This is a genomic window from Pseudomonas vancouverensis, from assembly GCF_004348895.1.
GTDB classification, from domain to species: Bacteria; Pseudomonadota; Gammaproteobacteria; order Pseudomonadales; family Pseudomonadaceae; genus Aquipseudomonas; species Aquipseudomonas vancouverensis.
The window spans coordinates 76,666-102,254 of record NZ_RRZK01000038.1 but is presented as its reverse complement, the minus strand read 5'-3'; the positions used below and the strand labels follow the sequence as shown (position 1 = coordinate 102,254).

Sequence of the window (25,589 nt, the reverse complement as noted above, 5' to 3'; positions counted from 1 at the left end):
TTACGCCAGATGTTGCGGGTCATGGAATCGGTTGGCGCCGGACGCAGATGAAAGAAGCTTCATTGCACGAAGTGTGAAATGCGTTTAAACACCTGAACTTATCGGATGATTCCGGCTCTCATGCCGGTAGCCATTGGTCGTGGCGGCCTGATAAGCTCGCGGCTTTACTCGATTGCCCTTTAGGCGCATGAACAAGGAAATAGCATGAAACAGCATCGGTTGGCGGCGGCGGTGGCCCTGGTTAGCCTGGTACTCGCGGGTTGTGACTCGCAGACCAGCGTAGAGCTGAAAACCCCGGCGCAAAAAGCTTCCTACGGAATTGGCCTGAACATGGGCAAGAGCCTGGCTCAGGAAGGCATGGATGACCTGGATTCCAAAGCTGTAGCCCAGGGCATCGAAGACGCCGTCGGCAAGAAAGAGCAGAAGCTCAAGGACGAAGAATTGGTTGAAGCCTTCGCCGCGCTGCAAAAGCGTGCCGAAGAGCGTATGGCCAAGATGAGTGAAGAGTCGGCTGCTGCCGGCAAGAAATTCCTCGAGGAAAACGGCAAGAAGCCTGGTGTCACCACCACCGCTTCCGGCCTGCAGTACGAAGTGGTCAAGAAAGCCGATGGCCCACAGCCAAAGCCGTCTGACGTAGTGACCGTCCACTACACCGGCAAGCTGACCAACGGCACCGTATTCGACAGCTCCGTCGAGCGCGGCAGCCCGATCGATCTGCCGGTGAGCGGCGTGATCCCGGGTTGGGTCGAAGGCCTGCAACTGATGCACGTTGGCGAGAAGTACAAACTGTACATCCCGGCTGACCTGGCTTACGGCGCGCAAAGCCCAAGCCCGGCGATCCCTGCCAACTCGGTCCTGGTCTTCGACCTGGAACTGCTGGCAATCAAGGATCCGTCCAAAGAAGACGCTGCAGCCAAGTAATCGGCATCGGCTTCAAGACAACGCCTCGCTCATGCGGGGCGTTGTTGCATCTGGCGTTCAACGCGGGTAAACAAATCGAACAGACGCTCTGGGCCGCAGTCTCAGACAGAGTGGATGCAGGCGGTAGCCGCACGGGGCCGCCAAGTCAATGAAATATTGGGATTTTTTGGGTGCGCAAAAAACGCCCGATCTGAACGCAGCCCTTGTAAAACGGGGCTTTGAGCGCTGAAAAGCAGCTCTGTTCACAAGGTTATCCACAATTTGTGTGGATAACATTTCAACGGGAGGAATGATGAAAGCACCCTGGAATTTCGCGCGCTTCCTGCCACTGGCCGGTCGCCTGTTGGCGCGTGGCCGATTGCCAACCCTGCTGTTCGCTGTCGCCAGCAAAAGCGCGAGCCAAGGCAATCGACTCGGCAAGCTCAAGGATGACCTGCGATTGCTGCAGGCACTGTGCCTGGCCTATTGGCGGGGCGAGTACCGCGCCATCAGTCCCAAGGCAATGGTGTCGGTGGTGGCCGGACTGATGTATTTCCTCAGCCCGGTGGATGCCATTCCGGACTTCATCCCGGTGTTCGGCATGCTCGACGACATCGCAGTGCTGGCCTGGCTGATGAAGGTTCTTGACGATGAACTCAATGCCTTCCGTGCCTGGCGCAAACGGCAGGTGCCGGAGAAGCTGGCGGTGGTCGAGCGCCTGCCGGATACCCCGGAACAACTGCAACTGCAAGGCCCGAAAAAAACCTGAGGCAAATCTGCCTCGCGCATTGTTTGATTACCCCCCGCGACCTTGGCCGCTGTTAGGATTACACTTCTAGGGAAAAGTGCCGACTCGCTAAGTGTTTTTGTCCTACGGGGTAGTCATGGATATTCAGATAATCACACGCGAAGGCGAACCCGAATATGCGGTTCTGCCATGGGCTCAGTATCAGGCGTTACTGAAAGCAGCAGGCATCAAGGAGCAGCAACGGTCGCCCGAAGTCACCACGCTTCAAGCGGCCACACCAGAGCCGATTCTTCCAGGCCTGGATCAATTACGCAGTTTGCGCGAAGGGAAGGGCATCGCCATCGAGGCGCTGGCCCGCACGGTAGGCATCAGCCCGTCTTATCTGGCCATGATCGAAAGTGGCGAGCGTCTGCCCGACGCCGCGATTCGCCGCAGCCTGGCCTGGGAATTGACGGTGCCAGGGTGGAGGGACGAATCGTGAGCGTACGCATCAGTCGTCAGCATTGGGACGGGTTGTTGGGCGAACTGGACCAGGCGCGCCGCCAGCGCCATCTTCTGACGTATCGGGCCTTGCTGGAGCGTTTGCAGCTGCCGACCCCGGCCATGCAAACCCTGACCGCTGCCCTGGAGCATCTGGCGGCGCTCGACGCCAAGGCCGAACAACCCCTGCGCAGTTCGCTGGTGATCAGCCAGGGCGCCAGCCGTTTGCCGCGCACCGGTTTCTTTGAATGCGTTGAACGCCTCGGGCGTTTTTCCGGACCGTCCGATGGCGTCGCCGCCGCCTCCTGGCATGCCTCGGAAGTGGTGCGGGTATTCGAATACGAATACCCGGAATCGGCCGAGGCCTGAGTGTTTTTACGACTCAAGGCCCGCGCCGGCTATTGGCTGGCCCGACGGCTGTTTCACTGGTCGTGGTTCGTCCGCCAGCCGCGGGGCTGGCGTTGGCTCGAAGGCCAGTTCGCCCGCATGGCCAACCTCGGCGATGTCGGCGCCCAGAGCTTCTATGGGCACATCCTGACGTTTCGCGGCGTCGGCCTGGGGGCTCATGAGGAAGGCGTGCGCTTGCTGCGCCTGGCGGCGTTGGCGGGGGACGGCAAGGCGGCGTATCAAGTGGGCGTGATTGCGCTGGCCGGGACGCCGAGCAAGGCGCCGGATCCGGTTGAAGCCGCCCGGTTCTGGGGGATGGCTGTGAAGGCTGGGCATCCGTTGGCCGAGATCAAGCTCAAAGAGCTGGCTGCCGCATCACCCAACGACTGATCAACGCTGACCCGCCAGCAACGTCTGTTCCTGCCCCGGCATCAGCAAACTATCCAGCACATGCACGCTATAGCCTTGCACATGCTTGGCATGGTGCTTGGCCTGGGAGGCCATTTCCGCCAACTGGCTGGCATCGAGTTGCGCGCAGGCCTCGGGATGCAGATGGACCACGCCGATCGACAGTGACAGCAGGGGAAAGTCCTGGCGCACACCCTGGCGATTGAGTGCGGTGAAGCAGCCGGCTTCGAGGTGTTCGCTGCGATAGAAGCGTCGGCACTGGCTCTGGAAGTCGTCAAGCAGCTGGTTCAAACGTTTGCGCCAGTCTTCCGGGCTGAGCACCAGCAGGAAATCATCGCCGCCGATATGGCCGACAAAGTCGCGCGACGGGTCGACGCGGTCGTTGAGGCATTGCGCCAGGCACAGCAGGACTTCGTCGCCTCGGCCGTAGCCGTAGATGTCGTTGAAAGGTTTGAAGCTGTCGATGTCGACGTAGCAGATCACCGACTCCCGTTGCTGTTGCAGCAGCCGGGTCAGGCATTGCTGGATCGGGACGTTGCCCGGCAGCAAGGTCAGCGGATTGGCGTAACGGGCCTGCTGGATCTTCAGTTCAGTGATCAGCTTGAGCACATCAATAACGCGTCCGAGGCCGAGGTAGCCGCCGTTGAGGGTGATGATGAAGTCTTCTTCGATGCGCTGACGGGCGCGGCTGGTGATCAGGCGGCTGACCTGCTGCAGGGATTGGCTCAGCTCCACTGCGAGGAAGTCGTCGCTCATCAGCCGGCTGATGGGCTTGCGGGCAAACAGGTCGGTGGCAAAGGGCTTGAGCAAGGCATCGGAGAGCGAATGGCGATGGACGATGCCGCAGGGGTGACCCTGTTCGTCCAGCACCGCCAGCGAGTTCAGGTTGGCCTGGCGACGAAAGGCTTCCAGTACCGTCGCCGTGGCGGTGTCGCGGTCCACGGCGAGCTGTTCGTTGAGCAAAGGGCTGAGGTCATTGCCTTCCTCGTTCAGTGCCACGGCGTAGCTGTCCTGTCGCGGCATCAGCGCCCGGGCTTCCCGTGGCGGATGTTCCTGCGGGCGGCAGAGCAGATAGCCTTGGACCAGGTCAACGCCCATCTCGGTCAGCACCGTCAGTTCTTCCGTCAGCTCGATGCCTTCGGCAATGACCTGGGCCCGTGACGCCTTGGCAATTTGCAGGATCGAACCGACGAACTCGCGCTTGAGGGCGTCCTGGTGGATGCCGTCGATGAAGTGACGGTCGATCTTCACGTAATCCGGGCGTAGCTCGGACCACAGACGCAAACTCGAATAGCCCGCACCCAGGTCATCCAGAGCGATGGAAAAGCCCATCGCCCGGTAGTGATGCAGGGCGGTTTGCAGCAGCTGGAAATCGTCGGTCGGGGTCTGCTCGGTGAGTTCGATGACCACCTGGCTCGGCGGGATACCGAAATCCTCCAGCAGTTGCAGGGTGCGCCCAGGCTGGTGGGCGGCTTCGAGCAAAGACTCCGGCGATACGTTGAGAAACAGCAGGCCGGGCAGTTGCTGCTCGTTGAAACGGCGGCAGGCACTTTCGCGGCAGGCGATTTCCAGCTCGCTCAAGCGTCCGGCCTGGCGGGCCACGGCGAACAGCGAAACCGGGGAGTGCAGGGGGCTGTTGGACGGGCCGCGGGTGAGGGCTTCATAGCCGACAATGCGACGTTCAGAGAGGCTGATGATCGGTTGGAACAGGCTGTGCAAACCGCTTTGACTCAGTATCGAGGTCAAGGCACTCAGCTGTTCGGTTGTGGTCATGGCGTTCTCTGGCGATAAAAAAAGGACCGGGCGTGCCCCTTTTGCAAAGGGTGCGCCCAGTCCTTTATTTCACGACAGATTGATGACTGTTTGATGACGATCCGCCGATCGCCATCATTAAATTGCCATCACTGGCCAGCAAACACTCAGTGTTTGGCCACCGCCGAGTTGAGTTTCAGGTAGTCCAGCAGAATCCGCCCGGTTTCGCTCAGGTAGGCATCATCTTCCGGTTTGGTGTTGTCCGGCTCGGCCGGAATGGCATCCTCGTCTTCTTTCTTCAGCTCTTTGAGCGGCTCTTCGCCCTTGGCCTTGCGACGGATGTTCTCCATGGCCAGTTGCTTGGCTTCGATATCGGCGTGCTGGGCACGACGATCGGCTTCATTGAGGCTAACGGTTTTTTCCGCCATCAGTTTCTGCGCCAGGGCCAGCTTGTCGCGGATGAAGACGAACTCGGCATCCTTCGCTGTACGCACGTCATGCTCGGACTTGAGCTGCGACAGGTACGGCTTGAACGGATCGGCCGCCGGCTTGATGGCTGCCTTGATGGTGTCCCACGGCATGGCTTCAGGCAGGGCGCTTTCGCCGATTTCCTTGGTGTCGATGATCGACGGGTAATCGATATCCGGCAACACGCCCTGGTGCTGGGTGCTCTGGCCGGAAACCCGGTAGAACTTGGCCAGGGTCAGCTTCAGTTCGCCATGGTTGAGCGGCTGAATGGTCTGCACGGTGCCTTTGCCGAAGGTCTGGCCGCCGATGATCAGCGCACGGTGGTAGTCCTGCATGGCGCCGGCGAAAATCTCCGAGGCCGAGGCAGACAGGCGGTTGACCAGCAACGCCATCGGGCCTTTGTAGAAGGCGCCCGGGTTTTCATCTTCGAGCACGTCGACACGGCCGTCGGCATTACGCACGAGGACCGTCGGGCCCTTGTCGATGAACAGGCTGGTCAGCTCGGTGGCTTCCTGCAGGGAGCCGCCGCCGTTGTTGCGCAGGTCGATGACCACGCCGTCGACTTTCTCTTTCTGCAGTTCGGTCAGCAGTTTCTTGACGTCACGGGTGGTGCTCTTGTAGTCCGGGTCACCGGCACGGAACGCCTTGAAGTCGAGGTAGAACGCCGGGATCTCGATCACGCCGAGCTTGTAGTCCTTGCCGTCCTGTTTCAGGTTCAGCACCGACTTCTTCACGGCCTGGTCTTCGAGCTTCACCGCTTCACGGGTGATCGGCACGATCTTGGTGGTCTGGTCGTTCGGCGCATTGCTCGCCGGGATCACTTCCAGGCGCACCACGGTGCCTTTCGGACCACGGATCAGCTTGACCACTTCGTCCAGGCGCCAGCCCACCACGTCGACCATCTCCTTGTTGCCCTGGGCAACGCCGATGATCTTGTCGGCCGGAGCCACCTGCTTGGTCTTGTCGGCCGGGCCTGCCGGCACCAGGCGCACGACTTTCACCTGGTCGTTGTCGCTTTGCAACACGGCGCCGATGCCCTCGAGGGACAGGCTCATGTTGATGTCGAAGTTCTCCGCGTTATCCGGCGACAGATAGTTGGTGTGCGGGTCGTAGGACATCGCGAAGGTGTTGATGTAGGCCTGGAAGATGTCTTCCGCACGGGTCTGGTCCAGGCGCGCCAACTGGTTCTTGTAGCGCTTGGTCAGGGTTTCCTGGATCTGCTTGGGATCCTTGCCGGCAATCTTCTGGCGCAGCACTTCGTCCTTGACGCGTTTGCGCCACAGGTCGTCGAGTTCTGCGGTGGACTTGAGCCAAGGGGCGTCCTTGCGGTCGATCAGCAAGGTCTCCTTGGTGGTGAAGTCCATCTTGTCGACGCCTTTGTCCAGCTCGGCGAGGGCGAAGTCCAGACGCGATTTCACGCGGTCCAGATAACGCTTGTAGATGGTGAAGCCGGCGTTCAGGTCGCCGCTCTTGAGGAAGTCGTCGAACTGCGTCTTCCACTTGTCGAATTCGGCAATGTCGCTGGCCAGGAAATAGCTGCGCGACGGATCCAGCAGCTTGAGGTAGCTGTCGTAGATGATCACGGAACGTGCGTCATCGAGCGGCGGCTTGCTGTAGTGGTGGCGCTTGAGCAGCTCCACGACGTTCAGGCTGGCGATCACTTCGTCACGATCGGGTTGAAGATTGTCCCAGCTGTTGGCTGCGAATGTATTGCCCGACATCGGCAACAGGCCGATACCGATGAATAAAGCGAGGGCGGTGCTGGGGAACAAATGCTTCATGCTGATTCGACGCGGGGACAATTGATAACGCATATTAGGCCGTCTTTGAAGTCGCCGGATCTTTGGGAGCCGGTCGCATAATGCAAAAAGCCCGGCGCTATAGCTTCGGGCTCAGTCCAGACTCACTATGGAGGCACTGTGAAAGCATTGCAAGGCGTTGACGGTCAAGTGGTGTGGGTTGATGAGCCGAGTCCTGCTTGCGATGCGGGGCAAGTTCGCATTCGCGTGGCGGCAGCGGGTCTCAATCGCGCCGATTTGTTGCAAAAAGCTGGCCTATATCCACCGCCACGGGGGGCCAGCCAAGTGCTCGGTCTAGAGTGTTCGGGGGTGATCAGCGAGGTCGGTCCGGGCTCGTCCTGGCAGGTCGGCGATCGGGTCTGCGCCTTGCTGGCCGGGGGCGGGATGGCCGAAGAGGTGGTTGTCGACGGGCGGCATGTGCTGCCGGTTCCCGAGGCAATATCGCTGGTCGAAGCGGCGGCACTGCCGGAAGTCTACGCCACTGTATGGTTGAATTTGTTTCAACTGGCGGCGCTCAAGCCTGGGCAGAAGGTTCTTCTGCATGCCGGAGCAAGTGGAATTGGTTCAGCCGCCATTCAGCTGTGCAAGGCGTTCGGCAACCCTTGCTGGGTCAGCGTCGGTTCTGCCGAGCGTTTGGCCTACTGTGAAGCACTGGGCGCCCAGGGCGGCGTAGTGCGTGGCGATGACCTGGAAAGCCTGAAGGATCTGGGCCCCTTCGATGTGATTCTCGACCCGGTCGGCGGCAACTACGCGGCGCTGAACCTGAAACTGCTGGCGCAGGATGGCCGTTGGGTGTTGATCGGCTTGATGGGCGGACGCGAGGCCAAGCTCGACCTGGCCCAACTGCTGGCCAAGCGTGTGCAGTTGCTGGGTTCGACCTTGCGTAGCCGTGACGATCAATTCAAGGCCGATCTGTTCAGTGACCTGGGTCAGCATGTCTGGCCGCTGTTTGCCGAAGGACGCTTGAGCCCGCAATTGGCCAGGACCTTCCCGATCAAGGACGCCGAGGCGGCATTTGCCGAGTTGGCGAGCAATACGGTGGCGGGGAAGGTGGTGCTGGTGATCGACGAAAGCCTGAGCTGACGACACCAGACCTGCGCAAGCGGGGTCGCTCGGGAGGTGGCCAGGGCAGTCGCTATCAATAGTGACTGCCAGGCCGCTGGATTTACTCGCCGCGATAGATGCAACCGCTGGTGCAGGTTTCGTGGATGCGGATTGCACTGAGCTCCGGCAGCAAAGGCTTCATTTCATTCCAGATGAATTTGGCCAGCACTTCACTGGTCGGGTTTTCCAGGCCGGGAATGTCGTTCAGGTAGTTGTGGTCCAGGCGTTCGTACAGCGGCTTGAAGATCGCCTTGATCTCGGAGAAGTCGCGAATCCAGCCGGTGTGCGGATCGAGGTCGCCGCTCAGGTGCAGCGCCACTTTGAACGAGTGACCGTGCAGGCGACCGCACTTGTGGCCGTCCGGTACGTGAGGCAGGCGGTGGGCGGATTCGAAAGTAAACTCTTTGAAAATTTCCACAGTATCTTCAGCTCTGTTCAGGTGGCGTTCGCCGCAGCGATTCGGGCAGGCGGCGAGTTTAACAGCTTGTCCTGACTAAAGGGTCAGCAAGCGCTCGCCGAGTCGACCGCTGGCGGCCAGTTCGAGGAACTCGTCGCCCATGCGCCGGCTTTCTTCCATGGTCGCCCGCCAATACTTCTGCCGGCTCGCGGCGTCACCCATGAAGCGCTTGAAGTCGTTACGGTCCGGCAGCTTGCCGTAGGGCAGGCGGGCCAGGTATTGCCTGGAGGGCGCCAGCAGCACCACGTTTTGCAGGCGCGTCGGGCAGCCGCGGCGCCACGGAAGGGTCTTGTCGAACCAGCCGGGAATCACCCGGTCGGTGAAGTGCGGGTAGAGCACGATGTCATTGCCGCTATACGGCAGGTCGAGGTGGTAGTCGAGCAGGCCGCCATCGCGGAAGGTGCCGGCGCCGGCCCCCGGCAGCTCGCGCACGCCTTCCATGACCATCGGGATCGAGCCGGAAGCCAGCAACGCCTGGCGCAGGTTGCCGGCGTTGAGGGCGACGAAGCGCGAGGGGAAGTCGTTCAGCGCATTCACCGGCGGGGCCAGGCGCGGGTCGTGGATGATCAGGCGCTCGAAGTGCCGCGCCAGTCGCGCCCGACCGCGCAGGTTGTCGGCGATTACCGACGACAAGCCCAACCCCAGTCGGCCACGATGATCGTCCGCCAGCAGGCCGTGGCTCTTCACCACCATGATGTTCAAGCGGTAATCGCTATTGCTGAGGATTGAGGCGTCGCGGCCGTCGAGCAGGTCGTTGAGCATGCGCTGCGAGCTCTGGCTGATCTGTGCCATGGTCACGCCTTTGGCAAAGTCCTGCTCGGTGTACAGCTGTCCAAGGCGGCGAATGCCTTCGGCGGCGTCGGGCAGGCAGGCACTGGCGAAGCGCCAGGAACCCACCGAGGCGCCGATCAGCGAGCGTTCACGGGGCGCCGCCGGTAACCACTCGCCGAACAGCGCCAGGTCCAGACCCTGAATGCCCAGGGCTTTTGGCCCGCCCGCAGCGCCGGGCAGGGTGCCGACATCGATGGCGTTCAATCCCTGTTCACGAATGCGCGCGAGTGCTCGCGGTCCGGCCTTGATCGTCAAGGAAGGAAACTTGATGTGGATAGCGGTCATACCGGTCTCGATGTCTGGCAAGCGGAGAATTATAGGGGCTATGGATGTCAGCAGTAATGGCCATTCAGCTTCAATTAAGTTCACCCGGTTAAGGTGGCGCCCGTACGCAATCGGCAAAAGCGACGGAGCCCCCCCCATGAAAACCCTCACCGGCCTGGTCGCCGCGACCCTCATCGGCCTGACCGCCAGCCTTGCCCAGGCGCGCGACCTCGGCCCGGATGAAGCGCTCAGGCTGCGTGACGCTGGTACCATTGTGTCTTTCGAGGTACTCAATGCCACCGCACTGGCCAAGCATCCTGATTCGGTCTTGACTGAGACCGAGCTCAAGGAAGCCTTCGGCAAGTACATCTACCAAGTGGAATTGCGCGACACTCAGGGCGTTGAATGGGACCTGGAATTAGACGCCGTCAGCGGGCACGTGCTCAAGGATCATCAGGATTCGTAATGAAGCTGATTTTTTCAAATGGATGCAGCGGCCGTTGCCTGGCACTGGTGCTGCTGACGTTCTGTTCGCTGGCGATGGCCCGCGACCTGGATCAGGATGAAGCCCTGCGCCTGCGTCAGAAGGGGGTCATCCTGCCGCTGGAGCAATTGTTGCAGCAGGCAATGGATCGCTACCCCGGTGCCAAGCTGCTGGAAGCCGAGCTGGAAGAAAAACACGACCTGTACATTTATGAAGTCGAATTGCTGACTCCTGAAGGCATTGTCCGCGAACTGGGCATCAATGCGAGCAACGGCGTTTTGCTCAAAGACAAGGAAGATTGATCCATGCGTTTGCTTCTGGTCGAAGACCATGTACCACTGGCGGATGAGCTGCTGGCTGGCCTCAATCGCCAGGGCTACGCCGTGGATTGGCTGGCCGACGGTCGCGATGCGGTGCATCAGGGCAGCACCGAACCCTATGACCTGATCATCCTCGACCTTGGCTTGCCGGGCTTGCCGGGGCTCGATGTGTTGGCGCAATGGCGTGCGTCCGGGCTGGCCACGCCGGTGCTGATTCTCACCGCCCGCGGCTCCTGGGCCGAACGCATCGAAGGGCTGAAGGCCGGTGCCGACGATTACCTGACCAAGCCCTTTCATCCTGAGGAGCTGTACCTGCGCATCCAGGCGCTGCTGCGGCGTTCCCATGGCCAGGTCAATCAGCCGACCCTGCAGGCCGCTGGCTTGCATCTGGATGAAGGCCGCCAGTGCGTGGTTCGCGACGGCAACGACATTCAGCTGACCGCCGCCGAATTCCGATTGCTGCGCTACTTCATGCTGCATCCCGAGCAGATACTTTCGAAAAGCCACTTGGCCGAACACCTGTACGACGGTGAAACCGAGCGCGATTCCAACGTGCTTGAAGTCCACGTCAATCACTTGCGGCGCAAGCTCGGCAAAAGCGTGATCGAAACCCGTCGCGGCCAGGGTTACCTGTTTGGCGGACAGGCCCGGTGAGATCGATCCAGCGCCGTTTGAGCCTGGGCCTGATCAGCGTGCTGCTGATCGTCGGCCTGGTGTTGGCGCAGACCAGCCTGTGGCTGTTCGAGATGGGCTTGCAGCGTTATCTCGAAGACGACCTGCGCACCGACAGCGAAAGTTTGCTGGTGGCCCTGGTACGCGGCCCGCAAGGCCTGCAACTGGATGAGCGCCATCTGTCACCGGCTTATCAACGGCCTTATTCCGGGCATTATTTCCGCATCGATTTCGCCGACAATCACTGGCGTTCCCGTTCGTTATGGGACCAGGAATTGCCGAAACTCGACCAGCCCGGCCTGCACAGCAACCTGCAACTGGGGCCGGAAGGGCAGCAGTTACTGGTGCTGCGTACCGACTACAAACGTCTTGGGCAGGCGGTTACCATCAGCGTCGCCCAGGACTACACCCCGGTGCGTGAAAGCTTCAGGCGCATACAAAAGTTGGGGTTGGGGCTGGGTGTCGCGGGGTTGTTGCTGATCCTGCTGCTGCAACGGCTCACCGTGCGCCGGGCCTTGCGGCCGCTGGAAGCCGCCCGCGAACAGATCGCGCAATTGCAACAGGGTCAGCGTTCGCAACTGGATGATCAGGTGCCGGTGGAGCTGGAGCCGTTGGTGGCGCAGATCAACCATCTGCTGGCCCACACCGAGGACAGCCTCAAGCGTTCGCGCAATGCCCTGGGCAACCTGGGGCATGCCTTGAAAACGCCGCTGGCGGTGTTGTTGAGTCTGGTTTCGAGTGAGCAACTCGACGCGCACCCGCAGCTGCGCAAACTGCTCAAGGAGCAGCTTGAGCAGGTCGAGCAACGCCTCAGTCGCGAGCTCAACCGTGCGCGCCTGTCCGGTGATGCGCTGCCCGGTGCCTTGTTCGATTGCGACGCCGAGCTGCCCGGGTTGCTGATGACCCTGAACATGATTCACGGCGAACACCTGACCTTGAGTTATCGCGCGCCCGCCGCATTGCAATTGCCCTGGGATCGCGAGGATCTGCTAGAGCTGTTGGGCAACCTGCTGGACAACGCCTGCAAGTGGGCGGATGCCGAAATTCGCTTGAGCGTGGTCGAGTTGCCGACGGCATTCGAGCTGAGTATCGAAGACGATGGCCCGGGCATTGCGCAGGATCAGCGCGACCAGGTGTTCAGCCGTGGCACCCGTCTGGATGAGCAGACCCAGGGGCATGGGCTGGGCCTGGGGATCGTGCGCGATATCGTCGATACCTGGGGTGGCCGGTTGACGCTCGGTGAAAGCGAGTGGGGCGGGTTGAAGGTGTTGGTGCAACTGCCCAAGCGTGTTTGAACTGAATTAACTGTAGGAGCGAGCATGCTCGCGATGACGGTATGCCAGTCAACGTCAATGTTGATGATCTACCGCTATCGCGAGCAAGCTCGCTCCCACAGGGGATGCATGCGCCTCAGGTGTGATGAATCTCCCGATCCTTGGTCTCCGGCATGAAGAAAATGCCCAGGATCGCCGTCATCACTGCGATGACGATCGGATACCACAGCCCGTAATAGATATCCCCGGTGGCCGCGACCATGGCGAAGGCCACCGTCGGCAGGAAGCCGCCGAACCAGCCATTGCCAATGTGGTAGGGCAGCGACATCGACGTGTAGCGGATGCGCGCCGGGAACAGTTCCACCAGCCACGCGGCAATCGGGCCGTAGACCATGGTTACGTAGATCACCAGGACGGTCAGCAGCAGCAATACCATCGGATAGTTGGTCTTCGCCGGATCGGCTTTTTCAGGGTAACCGGCCTCTTTCAGCGCCGTACCCAGGGTGGCGGTAAAGGTATCGTTGCTGGTCTTGAAGTCGGCCGCCGGCATGCCGGTGCCTTCGAAGCTCTGCACCACTTTGTCGCCGATGCGCACTTGCGCCACGGTGCCCGGCTCGGCTTTCACGTTCTCATAGGGGATGGCTCTTTTCGCCAGTATGGTCTTGGCCAGGTCACAGGAACTGGTGAATTTGGCCTTGCCCACCGGGTCGAACTGGAACGAGCACTGATCGGGATTGGCGATCACCGTGACCGGGTTTTTCTCCTGGGCGATGAACACATCGGGGTTACCGTACTGGGTCAGTGCATGGAAGATCGGGAAGTAGGTCACCGCCGCCAGGATGCAGCCGGCCATGATGATGCCCTTGCGACCGATGCGGTCGGAGAGACTGCCGAAGACGATGAAGAACGGCGTGCCGATCAGCAGTGCGCCGGCAATCAGCAGGTTGGCGGTTTGCGGATCGATCTTCAGCGTCTGCAGCAGGAAGAACAACGCATAGAACTGCCCGGTGTACCAGACCACGGCCTGGCCGGCGGTGCCACCTAGCAGGGCCATGATCACGATCTTCAGGTTGTCCCAGCGCGCGAAAGACTCGGTCAGCGGCGCCTTGGACGCCTTGCCTTCGGCCTTCATCTTCAGGAACACCGGTGACTCGCTGAGTTGCAGGCGAATGTACACCGAGACGATCAGCAGCAGGATCGAGATCAGGAAAGGGATCCGCCAGCCCCACGCCTCGAAGGCCTCGGTGCCCAGGGCGGTGCGACAGGCGAGAATCACCAGCAGCGAAAGGAACAGGCCAAGGGTCGCGGTGGTTTGAATCCAGGAGGTGAAATAGCCGCGTCGGCCTTTGGGCGCATGCTCGGCCACGTAGGTCGCCGCGCCGCCGTATTCACCACCCAACGCCAGGCCCTGCAATAGCCGCAGGGTGATCAGGATGATCGGTGCGGCGACGCCTATGGTCGCGTAGTTGGGTAGCAGCCCGACGATGGCCGTGGACACGCCCATTATGATGATGGTGATGAGAAATGTGTGTTTGCGCCCGATCATGTCGCCCAGCCGGCCGAACACAATGGCGCCGAAGGGCCGCACGGCGAAGCCTGCGGCGAAGGCGAGCAGGGCAAAGATAAAGGAAGTGGTCTCATTGACCCCGGCAAAGAAATGCTTGGCGATGATCGCCGCGAGGGAGCCGTAGAGGTAGAAATCGTACCATTCGAACACGGTGCCCAGGGAGGAGGCGAAGATGACTTTGCGCTCCTCCCGGGTGACGCCATGGTTGGGCGCGCTGCCCGTGGATGCACTGTAGGTTGCCGTCATGAGTGTTCTCCGTGTTGCTATGGTCAGGCCGGAGCACCTCTCACGTATTGCCGCACCCTGGCCCTGGGGCTGTTGTCTTCGGACACGAAAAGACGGCCTCGCATGGCTGCAAGGTCTTTAGAAAGCATAATCAGCTTTGCCCAGATATCCACTCGCCATCATTTGCATGGCTGAGTCGGGACCTGTAGGAACGAGCATGCTCCTACAGGGGGGGAGGCAGGATCAGACGCGGAACTGATCCATCAGGCTCTGCTGCTGGTTCGCCAGGCTGTTCAACGACTGGCTGACCCGCGCCGATTCATTGGCCTGCCCCGACAGCGACTCGGTCACGTCGCGAATGGTTGCCACGTTGTTGTTGATCTCTTCGGCCACCGCGCTTTGCTCTTCAGCGGCGCTGGCGATCTGCATGTTCATGTCGTTGATCACCGTCACCGCATCGCCGATCTGACGCAGTGCAGTCACCGCCTGGCCGACCTGCTCGACACTGCCCTGGGCCTGACGGTGGCTGTTGTTCATCGACCCCACCACGTCCTGGGTGCCGCTTTGCAGCTGCTCGATCACCAGGCGGGTTTCTTCCACCGACTCCTGGGTGCGCCGCGCCAGGTTGCGCACCTCGTCGGCAACCACGGCAAAGCCACGCCCGGCTTCACCGGCACGGGCCGCTTCGATGGCGGCGTTGAGGGCCAACAGGTTGGTCTGCTCGGCAATGGCACGGATCACTTCCAGCACCGAGCCGATTTTCTCGCTGTTGGCGGCCAGGCCTTCGACCTGAACCATCGCCGCGTTCATGTCGGCGGCAAGATTGTCGATGCTCGCGGTGGTGCGGTCGATCACGGTCAGGCCCTCGCGGGTGGCCTGATCGGCATCCCGGGCAGCGTGGGCGGCCTGGGCGGCACTGCGGGCGACGTCTTGTGCGGTGGCGCTCATTTCATGTGAGGCGGTGGCGACCTGATCGACCTGGCGGTACTGCTGTTCCATGCCGGCGCTGGTCTGGGTGGCGATAGCGGAGGACTGGTCGGCGGTACTGCGCGCGTCCTGTACCGAACGTTTCACTTCGGCAATGATCGGTTGCAGCTTGTCGAGGAAACGGTTGAACCAGCCGGCCAGTTGGCCCAGTTCGTCCTGCTTGTCGTAGGCCAGGCGGCGGGTCAGGTCACCCTCGCCACTGGCGATGTCTTCGAGCATGTGCGCCACGCCGAGAATCGGCTTGGTCACGCTGCGTGCCATCAGCCATACCAGTCCCAGGCCCAGCAGCGCGGCGAGCACGCCGAGGCTGAGTTCGATCAGGGTGCCGTTGGTGTTGCTGTCATCCAGTTGCTTTTTCAGGGCTTCGGCAGGACCGACCAGGACTTGCTCCGGCACGTCGAGCAATACGCCCCACGACTTGCCGCCGGGAATCGGCTGGAACGGTGCCAGCACTTTCAGTTGCTGGTTACCGTGCAGGCTGTCGGTTTTGCTGCTGGCGGCGAGCCTGCGCAGCAGTTCCGCGCCGCTGGTCTGGTCCACGGCATCCAGGCGCTGGCTGAGCTTGCTGGCGTCGGGGCTGTAACCGGCAAGCAGGCCGGCAGGGCTGATGATGCTGACGCTGGTCTGGCCGTCATACAGCTTCTTGCTTGCGCCCTGACTGAGGGTTTGCAGGCTGTTGAGGTTGATGTCCACCGAGAGCGAGGCGATGACTTTGCCGTTGGCGATCAACGGGAAGACAATGCTGGTCATCAGCACCCTCTGCCCATCGATCTCATAGAAGTAGGGCTCGATCACGCACGGCTTGAGCGTGGCCCTCGGGCAGGTGAACCAGGCGTTGGCCGCTTCGCCGCTGGGGCCGGTGCTGGTGTCGGCGAGGTCTTTTTCCGGCAGCGACATCGAGGTCAGCTTGCCTGCGGTCGGTTGCGACCAGTACAGGGCGAAACGGCCCTTGTCGTTGCTGCCCAGCTCCGCCTGATTGGCGAACAGCTCGTCCTTGCCGTCCAGCGCGTTGGCCTCGAACACCAGGGACAGGCCGAGCAGTTCCGGGTTGGCTTGCAGGGCCGACTTGACCTGACGGGTCAGGTCTTCACGCAGGTCGAAGGCATCGAGAAAGCGCTTCTCGGCCTGATCACGCAAGAACAGCACCTGACGCGAAAAGCCATGGCCATATTGATAGGCGTCCATGAATTGCTGGCGAATGCCCAGCGCCTGGTTTTCGCCCTGGGACTCGATCCGTGCCTGGGCCGCTTCGGTCAGCATCTCCATGCTCGAGGCTTTCACCAGCTCGGAGCTGTGCTCCATGCGGTACAGCGAAAGGCCTACCAGCAGGGTCACGATGCCCGCCAGGCAGAGCCCGGCCAGCAGGGTGATTTTCCATTGAATGGAAAGTTGTCTGAGCGACATGAAAACGTCCTTATTTCGATAAATATCTGAGACTTTGCACTGTAACGGCCGGGATCCGGCTTTCTTTATTCCATCTTTCGGCTGTGGATCCCCTGTAGGAGCGAGCTTGTTCGCGATGGAGGCCAACGATAACGCGGGGAGCCTGAACGCCCGCGTTGTTCATTCGTTCATCGCGAGCGTGCTCGCTCCTACAGGTATTCACATGCCGTTACGAATCCGCAGGCCCATCGCACTTTGACAAGGCGACAGCGGTCCGGCAAAGTGCGCGCCCTCTAATAAAACCCATTCCTCATCCGCTGGCGGCTGACACAGACCGCCGGCCGGACTCTTTTCGCTTGCCCAGAGGTAACGTTATGAATGCAGTCATTGCCGCGGTTGGCATCATGCTGGTGCTCAGCCTGTCCCGCGTGCATGTGGTGATCGCCTTGATCGTCGGCGCGCTGGTCGGTGGCTTGACCGGTGGTCTGGGGATCGAAGCGACGCTGAAAGCGTTCAACAGCGGCCTGGGTGGTGGCGCGACCGTGGCGCTGTCCTATGCCTTGCTCGGTGCGTTCGCGGTGGCTATCGCCAAGTCCGGTCTGGCCCACGCCTTGGCCGACAAGGCCCTGGCCATGGTCGACCGCCAGCACGCCACGGGTGGTGGCCAGGTCAAATGGCTGCTGATCGGCCTGCTGTGGGTCGTGGCCATCGCCTCGCAGAACATCCTGCCGATCCATATCGCGTTCATTCCATTGCTGGTGCCGCCGCTGCTATATGTGCTGACCAGGCTGCAACTGGACCGGCGCCTGATCGCCTGCGTCATGACCTTCGGTCTGATCACGCCCTACATGTTCCTGCCGGTGGGTTTCGGCAATATCTTCCTCAACGAAATCCTGCTGGCCAACGTCGCCCGCAGCGGTGTCGACATCACCGGCATCAACGTCACCCACGCCATGGGTATTCCGGCGATGGGCATGGTCGCAGGCCTGCTGATTGCCTTCATCAGCTACCGCAAGAAACGTGTCTACAACCTGGAAAAAATCGAGCAGGTCGAACAGGTCGCGGTGCAATACAACCCGTTGAGCCTGGTGGTCGCCGGTGTGGCGATTGCCGCCGCGTTCATCGTTCAGTTGCTGCTGGACTCGATGATTATCGGCGCATTGGCCGGCTTCCTGATCTTCTCGGTCTCCGGCATCGTCAAGTGGCGCGACACCGACGACCTGTTCACCGAAGGCATGAAGATGATGGCGATGATCGGTTTCATCATGATCGCCGCCTCCGGGTTCGCCGAAGTGATGAAGGCCACCGGTGAAGTGCAGACACTGGTCGAGTCTTCGGCCGCGTACATCGACCACAGTAAAGGCGTGGGTGCCCTGTTGATGTTGTTGGTGGGGTTGCTGGTGACCATGGGCATCGGCTCGTCGTTTTCCACGGTGCCGATCCTGGCAGCGATCTTCGTGCCGTTGTGCGTGCAACTGGGCTTCAGCCCGCTGGCCATCGTGTGCATCGTCGGCACCGCCGGTGCCTTGGGGGATGCCGGGTCCCCGGCGTCGGACTCGACCCTCGGCCCCACCTCCGGTCTGAATATCGACGGCCAGCACCATCACATCTGGGACACCGTGGTGCCGACCTTCCTGCATTACAACCTGCCGTTGCTGGCGTTTGGCTGGGTTGCGGCGATGGTGCTGTAAAACCTTTTCCCTTGTAGGAGCGAGCTTGCTCGCGATTGCAGTCTGTCAGCGGCATGGATGGCGATTGTTTCACCGCGATCGCGAGCAAGCTCGCTCCTACAGGGGTTGACCGCGTTCAACTTTTGTCCCGGCGTGCCGTTAAAGCCTTTAACCACGCCCAACAGAGTGAACGTCATGCGCATGAGCCTCAAGGCCAAAGTCCTGTCCCTGGCTGTCCTCCCGGTGTTGCTGTTTGCGCTGGTCATCAGCCTGACCACGCTGTTCATCCTGCAGGAGCAGGCCACCAAGGAAGTCGAGCAAACCCGCGAGCGACTGCTCGGCGATGCCAAGGCTACCCTGCAAAGCTATGTCGCCGTGGCCATGACCACGATCAAGCCCCTCTACGACGCCGCGGCCCCTGGCGATGATGCGGCGCGGGCGCAGGCGATCAAGCTGTTGTCGAACATCAGCTATGGCAAGGACGGTTACTTCTTCGGCTACGACTCCAACACCGTGCGCCTGTTCAAGGCCAAAGACCCCGAAGGCGTGGGCAAGAGCTTCAAGGACAACCGCGATCCGAATGGCGTCTACGTCAATCGCGAACTGGTGAACGTGGCGAAGGACGGCTCCCACTACCTGCAATACAGCTCACCGCTACCGGGCAACGCTCAGGTGCTGGTGCCCAAGCTTGGCTATACCGAGTACTTGGCGAAATGGGACATGGCGGTGGGTACTTCGGTCAATCTCGACGGCATCGAAGCGCAAGTGGCGGTGGTCGAGGCCAAGGTTCACGAGCGCATGACCGGAATGGTGCTGACTATCCTCGGTATCGCCGTGGTGGTGCTCCTGGTGATTGCCGCAGCCGGGGTGTTGCTGGCCAATACCATCCTGCGTCCGCTGCACCTGATGAAAGCCAACCTCGACGACATTGCTGCAGGCGAGGGCGACCTGACCCGTCGCTTGAGCATCACCAGCCAGGACGAACTCGGTGAACTGGCCGGCTCGTTCAACCGCTTTGTCGACAAGATCCACGGCCTGGTACGGCAGATCACCGAAATGACTTCGCAACTGACCGGGCTGGTGAGCCAGGTGTCGGACCAGGCGCAGCGTTCGGATCAGGCCATGGAACGTCAACGCCACGAGACCGATCAGGTGGCTACCGCGATCAACGAAATGTCGGCGGCCGCCCATGAGGTGGCCAAGAGCGCACAGAACGCCGCCGTTGCCGCCCGGCAAACCGATGAAGAAGGCCAGGCCGCCAAGCGTGTGGTTGCCGGCAGCATCGAGAAAATTCATGCCCTGGTGGACGACATTCGCAGCAGCGGGGTGTCGTTGGACAGTTTGCAGAAGGACGTGTCGTCGATTGTCAGCGTGCTCGGGGTGATTCGCTCGATCGCCGAGCAGACCAATCTGCTGGCGCTCAACGCCGCCATCGAGGCGGCCCGCGCCGGTGAAGCCGGACGCGGTTTCGCCGTGGTGGCCGATGAGGTGCGGGCATTGGCCAGTCGTACGCAGATCAGCACCCAGGAAATCCAGGGCATGATCGACCGCTTGCAGGCCGGTACTCAGTCGGCGGTGGAAGCCATGCGTCGCTCCAGCGAAGCGGGCGACGGTACGTCGGCCCAGGCCAATGAGGCCGGTGCGTCACTCGATGCCATGGCCCAGCTGATCGCCACCATCAACTCGATGAACGCCCAGATCGCCAGCGCCGCCGAAGAGCAGACGGCCGTGGCCGAGGAGATCAACCGCAGCGTGCATCAGATCGCGGTGGCGGTGGATAACGTGGCGGATGAAACCCAGTTGGGTGCGCAGACGTCGCGTAGCCTGGCGGATCTGGGGCAGCGGTTGGGCCGTCTGGTCGGGCAGTTCAGGATCTGAATCGCAGCCTATTTGTGGCAAGAAATGCTTTTTGTGGCGAGGGAGCTTGTCGGATCGCCGCACCGTCCCGTATGAGTGCGCAGCGCTCACCAGTTTTTTGGGGCCGCTGCGCAGCCCAACGCGAGCAAGCTCGCTCGCCACAAGCTCGCTCGCCACAATTTCGCGCGCCACGGGATCTAAGGTCTGTCCCAGTAAGGCACTTCGCCAAAGCACTCCAGGTAGAAATCAATCACCGTCCGCACCTTCACCGACAACCGGCGGCTGCCCGGCCAAAGCACGGCGATCTGTTGCGGCTCGACACTGTTCGAGACCTGGTAGTCCCCCAGCACCGGCACCAGCGTGCCGTGGCGCACCGCCTCACCAATCAACCATGATGGAAACATCACCAGTCCCAGGCCTTGTTCGGCCGCCTGGGTCAGGGTGTCGGCGTGGTTGCCGGTGATGGGGCCTTTCACCGAATGTGCCGTCCAGTCTTGTTGGCCCTGGCGGAAAAACCAGCGCTGCAAGCCGGCCGCGCCCTTGTAGGCCAGGCACTGGTGGGTGGCGAGGTCGGCGGGGTGCTGCGGCGTGCCGTGGCGATTGAGGTAGGCGGGACTGGCCGCCACTTGAAAGCGGTGGGGCGCCAGAATCCGTGCCTGCATGCTGGAGTCATGCAATGGACCGATGCGAAATAACAGGTCGGCACCTTCCTGCAACGGGTCGACGTAGTGGTCGGTCTGCTGGATGTCCAGTTGCAGTTTCGGGTAGCGCTCGCATAACCGCCCCAGCCAGGGCGTCAGGTGCCGCTGGCCGAACACCACGGGGGCGTTGATACGCACCAGTCCACTGGGCTCGCTGTGCTGTTCACGCAGGGCCTGCTCGGCTTCCTCCAGTTGCGCCAATACCAGTCGCGCGTGATGGCCGAGCATCCGCCCGGCTTCGGTGGGAGTGACGGCGCGGGTGTGACGGTAAAGCAATTGCTGGTTCAGGGCCTGCTCCATCAACTGGATTTGCCGGGAAATGGAGGAGGGCGCGAGGCCCTCGCGGCGAGCCACTTCGGAAAAACTGCCGTGATCGAGCACGGCGACAAACAGCCGAAGTGACTTGAAACCCAGTTCATTAAGGCCGTGCATGGGGATTCCTGTTGTGCGTGTTACGCAAAAGTGTTGTCAGGATGCGCCCGTTTATCGCACAGCACCACCCACTGATAATGCGCGCCTGTTTCATTCCGCCACGGTCCTGTGGGAGCTGGCTTGCCAGCGAAAGCGTCAGTCCAGACGACATCACCTTGTCTGACATATCGCCATCGCCGGCAAGCCAGCTCCTACAAGGTGGGCGTCTTGTCTGATTACCCAGAGGTTTTCCATGCAATCTTCTTCCATCAACCAAGCGGCCGGCGTCACCACGCCTGCCGTCAAATCCGGACTGCGCCTGTTGCTGTTGCCGCTGGTGATCCTTGCCGGCATGGGGCTCTCGGTCGAGGCCGGATTGCTCGGGCCTTTGGGCGCGCAGGTCGGGCATCTGTGGGCGACCTTGAGCATCTTCGGCGTCGGCTCGGCGATTCTGTTTTTAATCCTGCTGTTCAGCGGCCCCCAACAGGGGCCTGCGTTCGGCGAACTGCCGCGCTGGCAGTTGATTGGCGGGTTCCTGGGACCGATGTACGTGGTGGTTCTGACACTGGCCACGCCACACATCGGCATCGCGATGACGATGATCGCGATCCTCTCCGGGCAGGTCGGCAAGAGTGTGCTGATCGACCACTTCGGCTGGTTCGGTGCCCCTCGCAAAAAGGTCAATGCTGAGCGCTGGCTGGCGTTGTTGTTGATTGTCGCGGCACTTGTGCTGATTGCTCGGGGTTGATGATGAGTCTGATTATTCTGTTGGCGGTGGTGGTGGCGGCCGGTGCGGTGTTGAGCGTGCAGGCCGCGATCAATGGTCGGCTTGGGGAAACGGTCGGCGTGTTGCGCAGCAGTTTGCTGACCTTCGTCGTGGGCACGATCACCACGGGTTTGCTGATTGTGTTTTTTGAACCGGCTCACGCGGTAAGCCTGCTGGAGGTGCCGAAATGGCAGCTCGGCGGCGCGTTGTTTGGTGTGGTCTACATGATGGTGATGGTCGGCGCGGTGCCTCGGGTGGGGACAGCGGTGGCGACGGTCGCCGTGATTGTCGGGCAGTTGGGGATGGGCATGCTGATCGACAATTTCGGCTGGCTGGGGAATCCGGCGATCGAGCTTTCCGGCAGCCGGGTTTTGGCGATGGTGTTGTTGGGGCTGGCCTTGGTGTTCATGTATCGCAGCAGTGGTCGGCAGGAGAGGTGAAGATCTTTTCGCATCGCCAATGAGGACGCCATCGTCAGCAGTCCTACAGGGGGTGTGTCAGCGTTGACGGAGTTTGCATCCGGTCGGTCGGGTTTTTCACGGTCGCGGATTCAACTCCTACACTGATAGGCACCGGTTGATCTTTCAACCCTCGGCGACCACCACCCAAGGAGCCAGACCATGACCGAACGTACCTGCGACTGTCCGAAATGCAACTGCAAGCTCGGCGACCACCCGGTCGTGCGCCACGGCAAGCACTATTGCTGTGAAGCCTGCGCCAAGCATCACGAGCACGGCGAGGAGTGCACCAGCAAAGGCTGCAAGTGCGCCCACTGACAACCCGCAAATACAGAGACGTGGAGCCTAATCAGGCTCCACTTCCAGCCTGAAGCTGCCATCTTCGAGCCGCTCACTGTGGCGAACCGTGCCCTGCAGGCGCCTGCCTTCGACCCGAAGCACCAGGGCCGTGGCTTGCTCCAGATCTTCAGGCAGCGGCGCCAGGACGCGAATTGCAAAGCAGAACGGATCATGCTCGACCTGCTCCAGACTCACTCGACACTCCACGCTCGTGGTGTCGTACTCCAGTTGCGCCAGGCTGCTGACGGCTGTCGCAGTCATGTCTCTTCCCCCCGATGCTGATGGTTGTCAGAGATTAGCTTGCCGGCCGCCAGGTGACATTTTCCACGCCGAATTTTTCCGCCATCGGTTTGCTGGTCTTTTGCACCTTTTCACGGCCAAAGCGCGGAATTCGACCTACGCCCGCGTCGCAGCTCGCCCAGTGCCACGCCTCCGCGTTATCCATCTTCTCCAGACGGATAATGAATGACTTGGGAACACCGTGAAGGGTGTAGTCGATGACAAATAGCTTGGTGTTGTTCATAAAGCCCCTGATCCTCCCTGTTGTACATAGAAGGATCGCCAGGCTCGCGGAAAATTCACTCGGATTCTCAGGCGGTTGCAGTCGCTGGCGGCCAGTGCCGGGCCTCGCTACCATGGAGCCTTCCTCCAAACCCAATGAACATTGACCATGGCCCTTGCCGCGCCACCCGACCTGAGTGACACCGACGTCCCCGTGCAACCGCTGGCGCGCACCTATCCGCGCGGGTTGTTCATCGAGCCCCATGAGCACGTCTGGGGGCAATTGTTGTACGCGATGAGCGGGGTGATGTGGGTCGAAACGCCCCACGAAGCATTGGTGGTGCCGCCACAGCGGGCGGTGTGGTTGCCGCCGGGGGTGCCCCACGGGATTCGGGTGGTGTCCGACCTGCAGATGCGCAATATCTATTTGCGCCCGTCCCTGGCGGCGACCCTTGATGACAGCGTTCAGGTGATCGAGGTCGGTGGCTTGTTGCGAGAGTTGATCGTCGGCCTGGTGGAGCAGGGCAATGACGGCGCACCGGAGTACTACGAAGCGTTGGTCGGCCTGGCGTTGCTGGAACTCAAGCGGGCCAGGCGATCGCTGCTGAAGATCCCGATGCCGGACGACTCCGATCGACGGCTGATGAGCCTGTGTCAGGCAGTCATGGCGCAACCCTCGCTGGATGTGCCTTTCGAGCAGCACGCGGAAAACGCCGGGGCCAGCGTGCGCACCCTGGCGCGCCTGTTCAAGGACAGCCTGGGCATGGGCTTTGCCGAATGGCGACGCCAGGTGCAGCTGGCCACGGCGGTCGCCGAATTGATCCAGGGTGTACCGGTCAGCGCGATTGCCCGGGAGCTGGGCTACACGCCCAGCAGTTTCAGCGACATGTTCCGCCGCGAACTGGGTGTCGCGCCGTCACAGTTTTCCATCACCTTGTAGGAGCGAGCTCTCGCGATAGCGGACTGACATTCAACACAAATGCTGACTGTCCTGCCCTCATCGCGAGCAAGCTCGCTCCTACAAAGGGCGATTTGGCCGAAATTCAGAAGCACTTGGCCGATGCTCTTGCCCCACGCCCTCTAGACTCTCTGCATCCCATTTGCGGCACCGGAGTCTGCCATGAACTACCTGATTTCACTGGCCATCGGTCTGGGCGTCGGTCTGATCTATGGCGCTCTGGATTTTCGCTCTCCCGCACCTCCGGCCATTGCGCTGGTGGGCCTGCTCGGCATGCTGGCCGGGGAAAAGCTCTGGCCAATGGGCCGCGAGCTGATCGCCGGCTGGCTCTCCTGAAACCTCCCTGACTCGATGGAAACGCCCATGAAAGCTCTGCAATTCGACAAAACCGGTGATCTCTCGTCCCTGCGCTTCGTTGAGGTTGCCACGCCTGTTCCCGCTGCCGATGAGGTGCTGGTGGAGATCAAGGCCGCCGGCCTGAACCCCAGTGACGTGAAAAACGTGCTGGGGCGCTTTCCCTACACCACCTTGCCGCGGATTCCCGGTCGCGACTTCGCCGGGGTCGTGGTTGCAGGACCGCAAGCGCTGATCGGTCAGGAAGTCTGGGGCACCGGCCGCGAGCTGGGCTTTTTCGCCGACGGTTCCCACGCGCAGTTCGTCAAGCTGCCTGCCAATGGCGTGGCACTCAAGCCGAGCCACTTGAGCTTCGCCCAGGCAGCCAGCCTGGGCGTGCCGTACACCACCGCGTGGGATGCGCTGGAACGCAGCCTGGTGACGGCCGAGACAAAATTGCTGGTGATCGGCGGCGGGGCGGTGGGCAGTGCGGCCCTGGCATTGGCCAAGGTACGCGGCGCCAAAGTGCTGGCTGCGGCGCGGCGGCCGGAGCAGGTCAAGGACCTGCAGGATCAGGGGTATCAAACCCTGCAACTGGATAAGCCCGAGGACCTCGGCGCGCAGGTCAATGCGGTGTATGCCGGCGGCGCCGACGTGATTTTCGACACCACCGGTTTCTGGTTGCCGGCCTCGGTAGCAGCACTGGCTGCCTTTGGCCGCATTGCGATCATCGCCGCACCGGTGGATGGCCAGGTGCAATTGCCGGCCCTGGCCTTGTATCGCAAGGGCGGTTCGGTGGTCGGGATCAACTCGTTGTTGTACGGCGTGCAGGCGTGTGCGGCGATGCTCGATCAATTTGGCAAGTTTTTCGACGAGGATTTGCTGCCATTGCCACAAGGCTTGTTCGAGTCGCCATTGGCCGAAGGACTGGAGCGTTATGCCGAAGTGAACCAAGGCAGCGGTGACAAGGTAATCCTGCTTCCATGACCTGAAACGAAAAAATCGCAGCCTGCATCAGGTTGCGATTTTTTGCTTTTTGCCCAGCAATTGCTGAACTTTCGCTGCTTTTAGCTCAAAAGTATTAA

Annotated in this window: 27 protein-coding genes and 1 pseudogene; 18 read left to right on the top strand and 10 right to left on the bottom strand. The window is 61.3% G+C overall.

Features of this window, described 5'->3' with window-relative positions:
• The first annotated feature begins 204 nt into the window (after window positions 1–204).
• The 5 genes from bamJ (at window position 205) to EIY72_RS29365 (ending at window position 2,905) form a co-directional block, all read left to right on the top strand.
• The gene (gene bamJ / locus EIY72_RS29385) at window positions 205–921 is read left to right on the top strand and encodes a BamJ family beta-barrel-assembly machinery protein (RefSeq protein WP_093224593.1); all 717 of its coding nucleotides are present in this window, start codon (window positions 205–207) and stop codon (window positions 919–921) included.
• A 292-nt stretch (window positions 922–1,213) separates the two neighbouring features.
• Window positions 1,214–1,669 (top strand): YkvA family protein, encoded by a 456-nt coding sequence (locus EIY72_RS29380; RefSeq protein ID WP_093224590.1) that lies wholly within the window; start codon window positions 1,214–1,216, stop codon window positions 1,667–1,669.
• A gap of 115 nt (window positions 1,670–1,784) precedes the next feature.
• Window positions 1,785–2,129, top strand: a complete 345-nt coding sequence (locus tag EIY72_RS29375) for a helix-turn-helix domain-containing protein (RefSeq protein WP_093224587.1) — start codon at window positions 1,785–1,787, stop codon at window positions 2,127–2,129.
• Window positions 2,126–2,497 (top strand): hypothetical protein, encoded by a 372-nt coding sequence (locus EIY72_RS29370; RefSeq protein WP_003223109.1) that lies wholly within the window; start codon window positions 2,126–2,128, stop codon window positions 2,495–2,497. Before EIY72_RS29375 ends, EIY72_RS29370 begins: the two co-directional genes overlap by 4 nt.
• A complete protein-coding gene (locus EIY72_RS29365; RefSeq protein ID WP_093224584.1) occupies window positions 2,498–2,905 on the top strand; it encodes an SEL1-like repeat protein in 408 nt (135 codons plus the stop codon).
• Here the strand turns inward: EIY72_RS29365 and EIY72_RS29360 are convergent, their stop codons facing one another.
• Complete coding sequence (locus EIY72_RS29360) at window positions 2,906–4,696, bottom strand: bifunctional diguanylate cyclase/phosphodiesterase (RefSeq protein ID WP_093224581.1); 1,791 nt, start codon at window positions 4,694–4,696, stop codon at window positions 2,906–2,908.
• A 146-nt stretch (window positions 4,697–4,842) separates the two neighbouring features.
• Complete coding sequence (locus EIY72_RS29355) at window positions 4,843–6,924, bottom strand: carboxy terminal-processing peptidase (protein WP_162276448.1); 2,082 nt, start codon at window positions 6,922–6,924, stop codon at window positions 4,843–4,845.
• A 138-nt stretch (window positions 6,925–7,062) separates the two neighbouring features.
• Between EIY72_RS29355 and EIY72_RS29350 the strand changes: the two genes are divergently transcribed.
• Complete coding sequence (locus tag EIY72_RS29350) at window positions 7,063–8,025, top strand: zinc-binding dehydrogenase (RefSeq protein WP_093224575.1); 963 nt, start codon at window positions 7,063–7,065, stop codon at window positions 8,023–8,025.
• An 82-nt stretch (window positions 8,026–8,107) separates the two neighbouring features.
• Here the strand turns inward: EIY72_RS29350 and queD are convergent, their stop codons facing one another.
• Both queD and EIY72_RS29340 read right to left on the bottom strand, forming a co-directional pair.
• A complete protein-coding gene (queD, locus tag EIY72_RS29345; RefSeq protein ID WP_007915588.1) occupies window positions 8,108–8,464 on the bottom strand; it encodes a 6-carboxytetrahydropterin synthase QueD in 357 nt (118 codons plus the stop codon).
• 75 nt (window positions 8,465–8,539) lie between these two features.
• On the bottom strand, window positions 8,540–9,619 hold the full coding sequence (locus EIY72_RS29340) for a hypothetical protein (RefSeq protein ID WP_093224572.1): 1,080 nt from the start codon (window positions 9,617–9,619) through the stop codon (window positions 8,540–8,542).
• A gap of 136 nt (window positions 9,620–9,755) precedes the next feature.
• Between EIY72_RS29340 and EIY72_RS29335 the strand changes: the two genes are divergently transcribed.
• Genes EIY72_RS29335 through EIY72_RS29320 form a run of 4 tightly spaced genes read left to right on the top strand, consistent with a single transcriptional unit; the run spans window position 9,756 to window position 12,369 of the window.
• Window positions 9,756–10,064, top strand: a complete 309-nt coding sequence (locus EIY72_RS29335; RefSeq protein ID WP_093224569.1) for a PepSY domain-containing protein — start codon at window positions 9,756–9,758, stop codon at window positions 10,062–10,064.
• The gene (locus EIY72_RS29330) at window positions 10,064–10,384 is read left to right on the top strand and encodes a PepSY domain-containing protein (protein WP_093224566.1); all 321 of its coding nucleotides are present in this window, start codon (window positions 10,064–10,066) and stop codon (window positions 10,382–10,384) included. Before EIY72_RS29335 ends, EIY72_RS29330 begins: the two co-directional genes overlap by 1 nt.
• Before the next feature lie 3 nt (window positions 10,385–10,387).
• The gene (locus EIY72_RS29325) at window positions 10,388–11,056 is read left to right on the top strand and encodes a response regulator transcription factor (RefSeq protein WP_093224563.1); all 669 of its coding nucleotides are present in this window, start codon (window positions 10,388–10,390) and stop codon (window positions 11,054–11,056) included.
• The gene (locus tag EIY72_RS29320; protein WP_093224560.1) at window positions 11,053–12,369 is read left to right on the top strand and encodes a sensor histidine kinase; all 1,317 of its coding nucleotides are present in this window, start codon (window positions 11,053–11,055) and stop codon (window positions 12,367–12,369) included. Before EIY72_RS29325 ends, EIY72_RS29320 begins: the two co-directional genes overlap by 4 nt.
• A 115-nt stretch (window positions 12,370–12,484) precedes the next feature.
• On the opposite strand, the gene EIY72_RS29315 is transcribed toward EIY72_RS29320, so the two are convergent.
• The 3 genes and pseudogenes from EIY72_RS29315 to EIY72_RS30480 all read right to left on the bottom strand — a co-directional run.
• Window positions 12,485–14,161, bottom strand: a complete 1,677-nt coding sequence (locus EIY72_RS29315; protein WP_093224557.1) for an MFS transporter — start codon at window positions 14,159–14,161, stop codon at window positions 12,485–12,487.
• A gap of 222 nt (window positions 14,162–14,383) precedes the next feature.
• On the bottom strand, window positions 14,384–15,139 hold the full coding sequence (locus tag EIY72_RS30485; protein ID WP_371315389.1) for a methyl-accepting chemotaxis protein: 756 nt from the start codon (window positions 15,137–15,139) through the stop codon (window positions 14,384–14,386).
• A gap of 102 nt (window positions 15,140–15,241) precedes the next feature.
• Window positions 15,242–15,388: pseudogene (locus EIY72_RS30480) on the bottom strand (HAMP domain-containing protein); the annotation flags it as partial.
• A 1,496-nt stretch (window positions 15,389–16,884) separates the two neighbouring features.
• Here EIY72_RS30480 and EIY72_RS29305 point away from each other — a divergent pair.
• Window positions 16,885–18,201 (top strand): Na+/H+ antiporter family protein, encoded by a 1,317-nt coding sequence (locus EIY72_RS29305; protein ID WP_093224551.1) that lies wholly within the window; start codon window positions 16,885–16,887, stop codon window positions 18,199–18,201.
• 174 nt (window positions 18,202–18,375) lie between these two features.
• On the top strand, window positions 18,376–20,058 hold the full coding sequence (locus EIY72_RS30505) for a methyl-accepting chemotaxis protein (RefSeq protein ID WP_093224548.1): 1,683 nt from the start codon (window positions 18,376–18,378) through the stop codon (window positions 20,056–20,058).
• A 176-nt stretch (window positions 20,059–20,234) separates the two neighbouring features.
• Here the strand turns inward: EIY72_RS30505 and EIY72_RS29295 are convergent, their stop codons facing one another.
• Window positions 20,235–21,170 carry a LysR family transcriptional regulator gene (locus EIY72_RS29295; RefSeq protein ID WP_093224546.1) on the bottom strand — a complete coding sequence of 312 codons (936 nt, stop codon included), beginning with the start codon at window positions 21,168–21,170 and terminating at the stop codon, window positions 20,235–20,237.
• Between the two features lie 232 nt (window positions 21,171–21,402).
• Between EIY72_RS29295 and EIY72_RS29290 the strand changes: the two genes are divergently transcribed.
• The 3 genes from EIY72_RS29290 to EIY72_RS29280 all read left to right on the top strand — a co-directional run bounded on the left by EIY72_RS29290 (window position 21,403) and on the right by EIY72_RS29280 (window position 22,691).
• Window positions 21,403–21,897: a DMT family transporter gene (locus tag EIY72_RS29290; RefSeq protein WP_093224543.1), complete on the top strand. Its 495-nt coding sequence runs from the start codon at window positions 21,403–21,405 to the stop codon at window positions 21,895–21,897.
• Window positions 21,897–22,355, top strand: a complete 459-nt coding sequence (locus EIY72_RS29285; RefSeq protein ID WP_197678800.1) for a DMT family transporter — start codon at window positions 21,897–21,899, stop codon at window positions 22,353–22,355. The genes EIY72_RS29290 and EIY72_RS29285 overlap by 1 nt, the downstream gene beginning before the upstream one ends.
• Window positions 22,356–22,535: 180 nt before the next feature.
• The gene (locus tag EIY72_RS29280) at window positions 22,536–22,691 is read left to right on the top strand and encodes a metallothionein (RefSeq protein ID WP_093224541.1); all 156 of its coding nucleotides are present in this window, start codon (window positions 22,536–22,538) and stop codon (window positions 22,689–22,691) included.
• Window positions 22,692–22,718: 27 nt separating this feature from the next.
• Here EIY72_RS29280 and EIY72_RS29275 read toward each other — a convergent pair whose 3' ends face one another.
• Both EIY72_RS29275 and EIY72_RS29270 read right to left on the bottom strand, forming a co-directional pair.
• Window positions 22,719–22,973 carry a hypothetical protein gene (locus EIY72_RS29275; protein ID WP_093224538.1) on the bottom strand — a complete coding sequence of 85 codons (255 nt, stop codon included), beginning with the start codon at window positions 22,971–22,973 and terminating at the stop codon, window positions 22,719–22,721.
• A gap of 34 nt (window positions 22,974–23,007) precedes the next feature.
• A complete protein-coding gene (locus EIY72_RS29270) occupies window positions 23,008–23,235 on the bottom strand; it encodes a DUF6555 family protein (protein WP_093224535.1) in 228 nt (75 codons plus the stop codon).
• A 147-nt stretch (window positions 23,236–23,382) separates the two neighbouring features.
• On the opposite strand from EIY72_RS29270, the gene EIY72_RS29265 reads away from it, so the two are divergent.
• From EIY72_RS29265 to EIY72_RS29255, 3 genes are all read left to right on the top strand, one after another.
• Complete coding sequence (locus EIY72_RS29265) at window positions 23,383–24,153, top strand: AraC family transcriptional regulator (protein WP_093224532.1); 771 nt, start codon at window positions 23,383–23,385, stop codon at window positions 24,151–24,153.
• Window positions 24,154–24,333: 180 nt separating this feature from the next.
• Entirely contained in the window at window positions 24,334–24,507 is a 174-nt protein-coding gene (locus tag EIY72_RS29260) for a DUF1427 family protein (protein WP_093224529.1), read from the top strand.
• A 27-nt stretch (window positions 24,508–24,534) separates the two neighbouring features.
• Window positions 24,535–25,491 carry a quinone oxidoreductase family protein gene (locus EIY72_RS29255; protein ID WP_093224526.1) on the top strand — a complete coding sequence of 319 codons (957 nt, stop codon included), beginning with the start codon at window positions 24,535–24,537 and terminating at the stop codon, window positions 25,489–25,491.
• Window positions 25,492–25,589 lie beyond the last annotated feature (98 nt).

Coding starts and splice junctions, on each gene's coding strand:
- EIY72_RS29305 (WP_093224551.1), top strand. CDS start 16,885: ATGAATGCAGTCATTGCCGCGGTTGGCATCATGCTGGTGCTCAGCCTG.
- EIY72_RS30485 (WP_371315389.1), bottom strand. CDS start 15,139: ATGGAACAGCAGTACCGCCAGGTCGATCAGGTCGCCACCGCCTCACAT.
- EIY72_RS29265 (WP_093224532.1), top strand. CDS start 23,383: ATGGCCCTTGCCGCGCCACCCGACCTGAGTGACACCGACGTCCCCGTG.
- EIY72_RS29340 (WP_093224572.1), bottom strand. CDS start 9,619: ATGACCGCTATCCACATCAAGTTTCCTTCCTTGACGATCAAGGCCGGA.
- EIY72_RS29315 (WP_093224557.1), bottom strand. CDS start 14,161: ATGACGGCAACCTACAGTGCATCCACGGGCAGCGCGCCCAACCATGGC.
- EIY72_RS29280 (WP_093224541.1), top strand. CDS start 22,536: ATGACCGAACGTACCTGCGACTGTCCGAAATGCAACTGCAAGCTCGGC.
- EIY72_RS29355 (WP_162276448.1), bottom strand. CDS start 6,924: ATGAAGCATTTGTTCCCCAGCACCGCCCTCGCTTTATTCATCGGTATC.
- EIY72_RS29295 (WP_093224546.1), bottom strand. CDS start 21,170: ATGCACGGCCTTAATGAACTGGGTTTCAAGTCACTTCGGCTGTTTGTC.
- EIY72_RS29275 (WP_093224538.1), bottom strand. CDS start 22,973: ATGACTGCGACAGCCGTCAGCAGCCTGGCGCAACTGGAGTACGACACC.
- EIY72_RS30505 (WP_093224548.1), top strand. CDS start 18,376: ATGCGCATGAGCCTCAAGGCCAAAGTCCTGTCCCTGGCTGTCCTCCCG.
- EIY72_RS29270 (WP_093224535.1), bottom strand. CDS start 23,235: ATGAACAACACCAAGCTATTTGTCATCGACTACACCCTTCACGGTGTT.
- EIY72_RS29290 (WP_093224543.1), top strand. CDS start 21,403: ATGCAATCTTCTTCCATCAACCAAGCGGCCGGCGTCACCACGCCTGCC.
- EIY72_RS29380 (WP_093224590.1), top strand. CDS start 1,214: ATGAAAGCACCCTGGAATTTCGCGCGCTTCCTGCCACTGGCCGGTCGC.
- EIY72_RS29335 (WP_093224569.1), top strand. CDS start 9,756: ATGAAAACCCTCACCGGCCTGGTCGCCGCGACCCTCATCGGCCTGACC.
- EIY72_RS29330 (WP_093224566.1), top strand. CDS start 10,064: ATGAAGCTGATTTTTTCAAATGGATGCAGCGGCCGTTGCCTGGCACTG.
- EIY72_RS29260 (WP_093224529.1), top strand. CDS start 24,334: ATGAACTACCTGATTTCACTGGCCATCGGTCTGGGCGTCGGTCTGATC.
- bamJ (WP_093224593.1), top strand. CDS start 205: ATGAAACAGCATCGGTTGGCGGCGGCGGTGGCCCTGGTTAGCCTGGTA.
- EIY72_RS29255 (WP_093224526.1), top strand. CDS start 24,535: ATGAAAGCTCTGCAATTCGACAAAACCGGTGATCTCTCGTCCCTGCGC.
- EIY72_RS29285 (WP_197678800.1), top strand. CDS start 21,897: ATGATGAGTCTGATTATTCTGTTGGCGGTGGTGGTGGCGGCCGGTGCG.
- EIY72_RS29360 (WP_093224581.1), bottom strand. CDS start 4,696: ATGACCACAACCGAACAGCTGAGTGCCTTGACCTCGATACTGAGTCAA.
- EIY72_RS29375 (WP_093224587.1), top strand. CDS start 1,785: ATGGATATTCAGATAATCACACGCGAAGGCGAACCCGAATATGCGGTT.
- EIY72_RS29325 (WP_093224563.1), top strand. CDS start 10,388: ATGCGTTTGCTTCTGGTCGAAGACCATGTACCACTGGCGGATGAGCTG.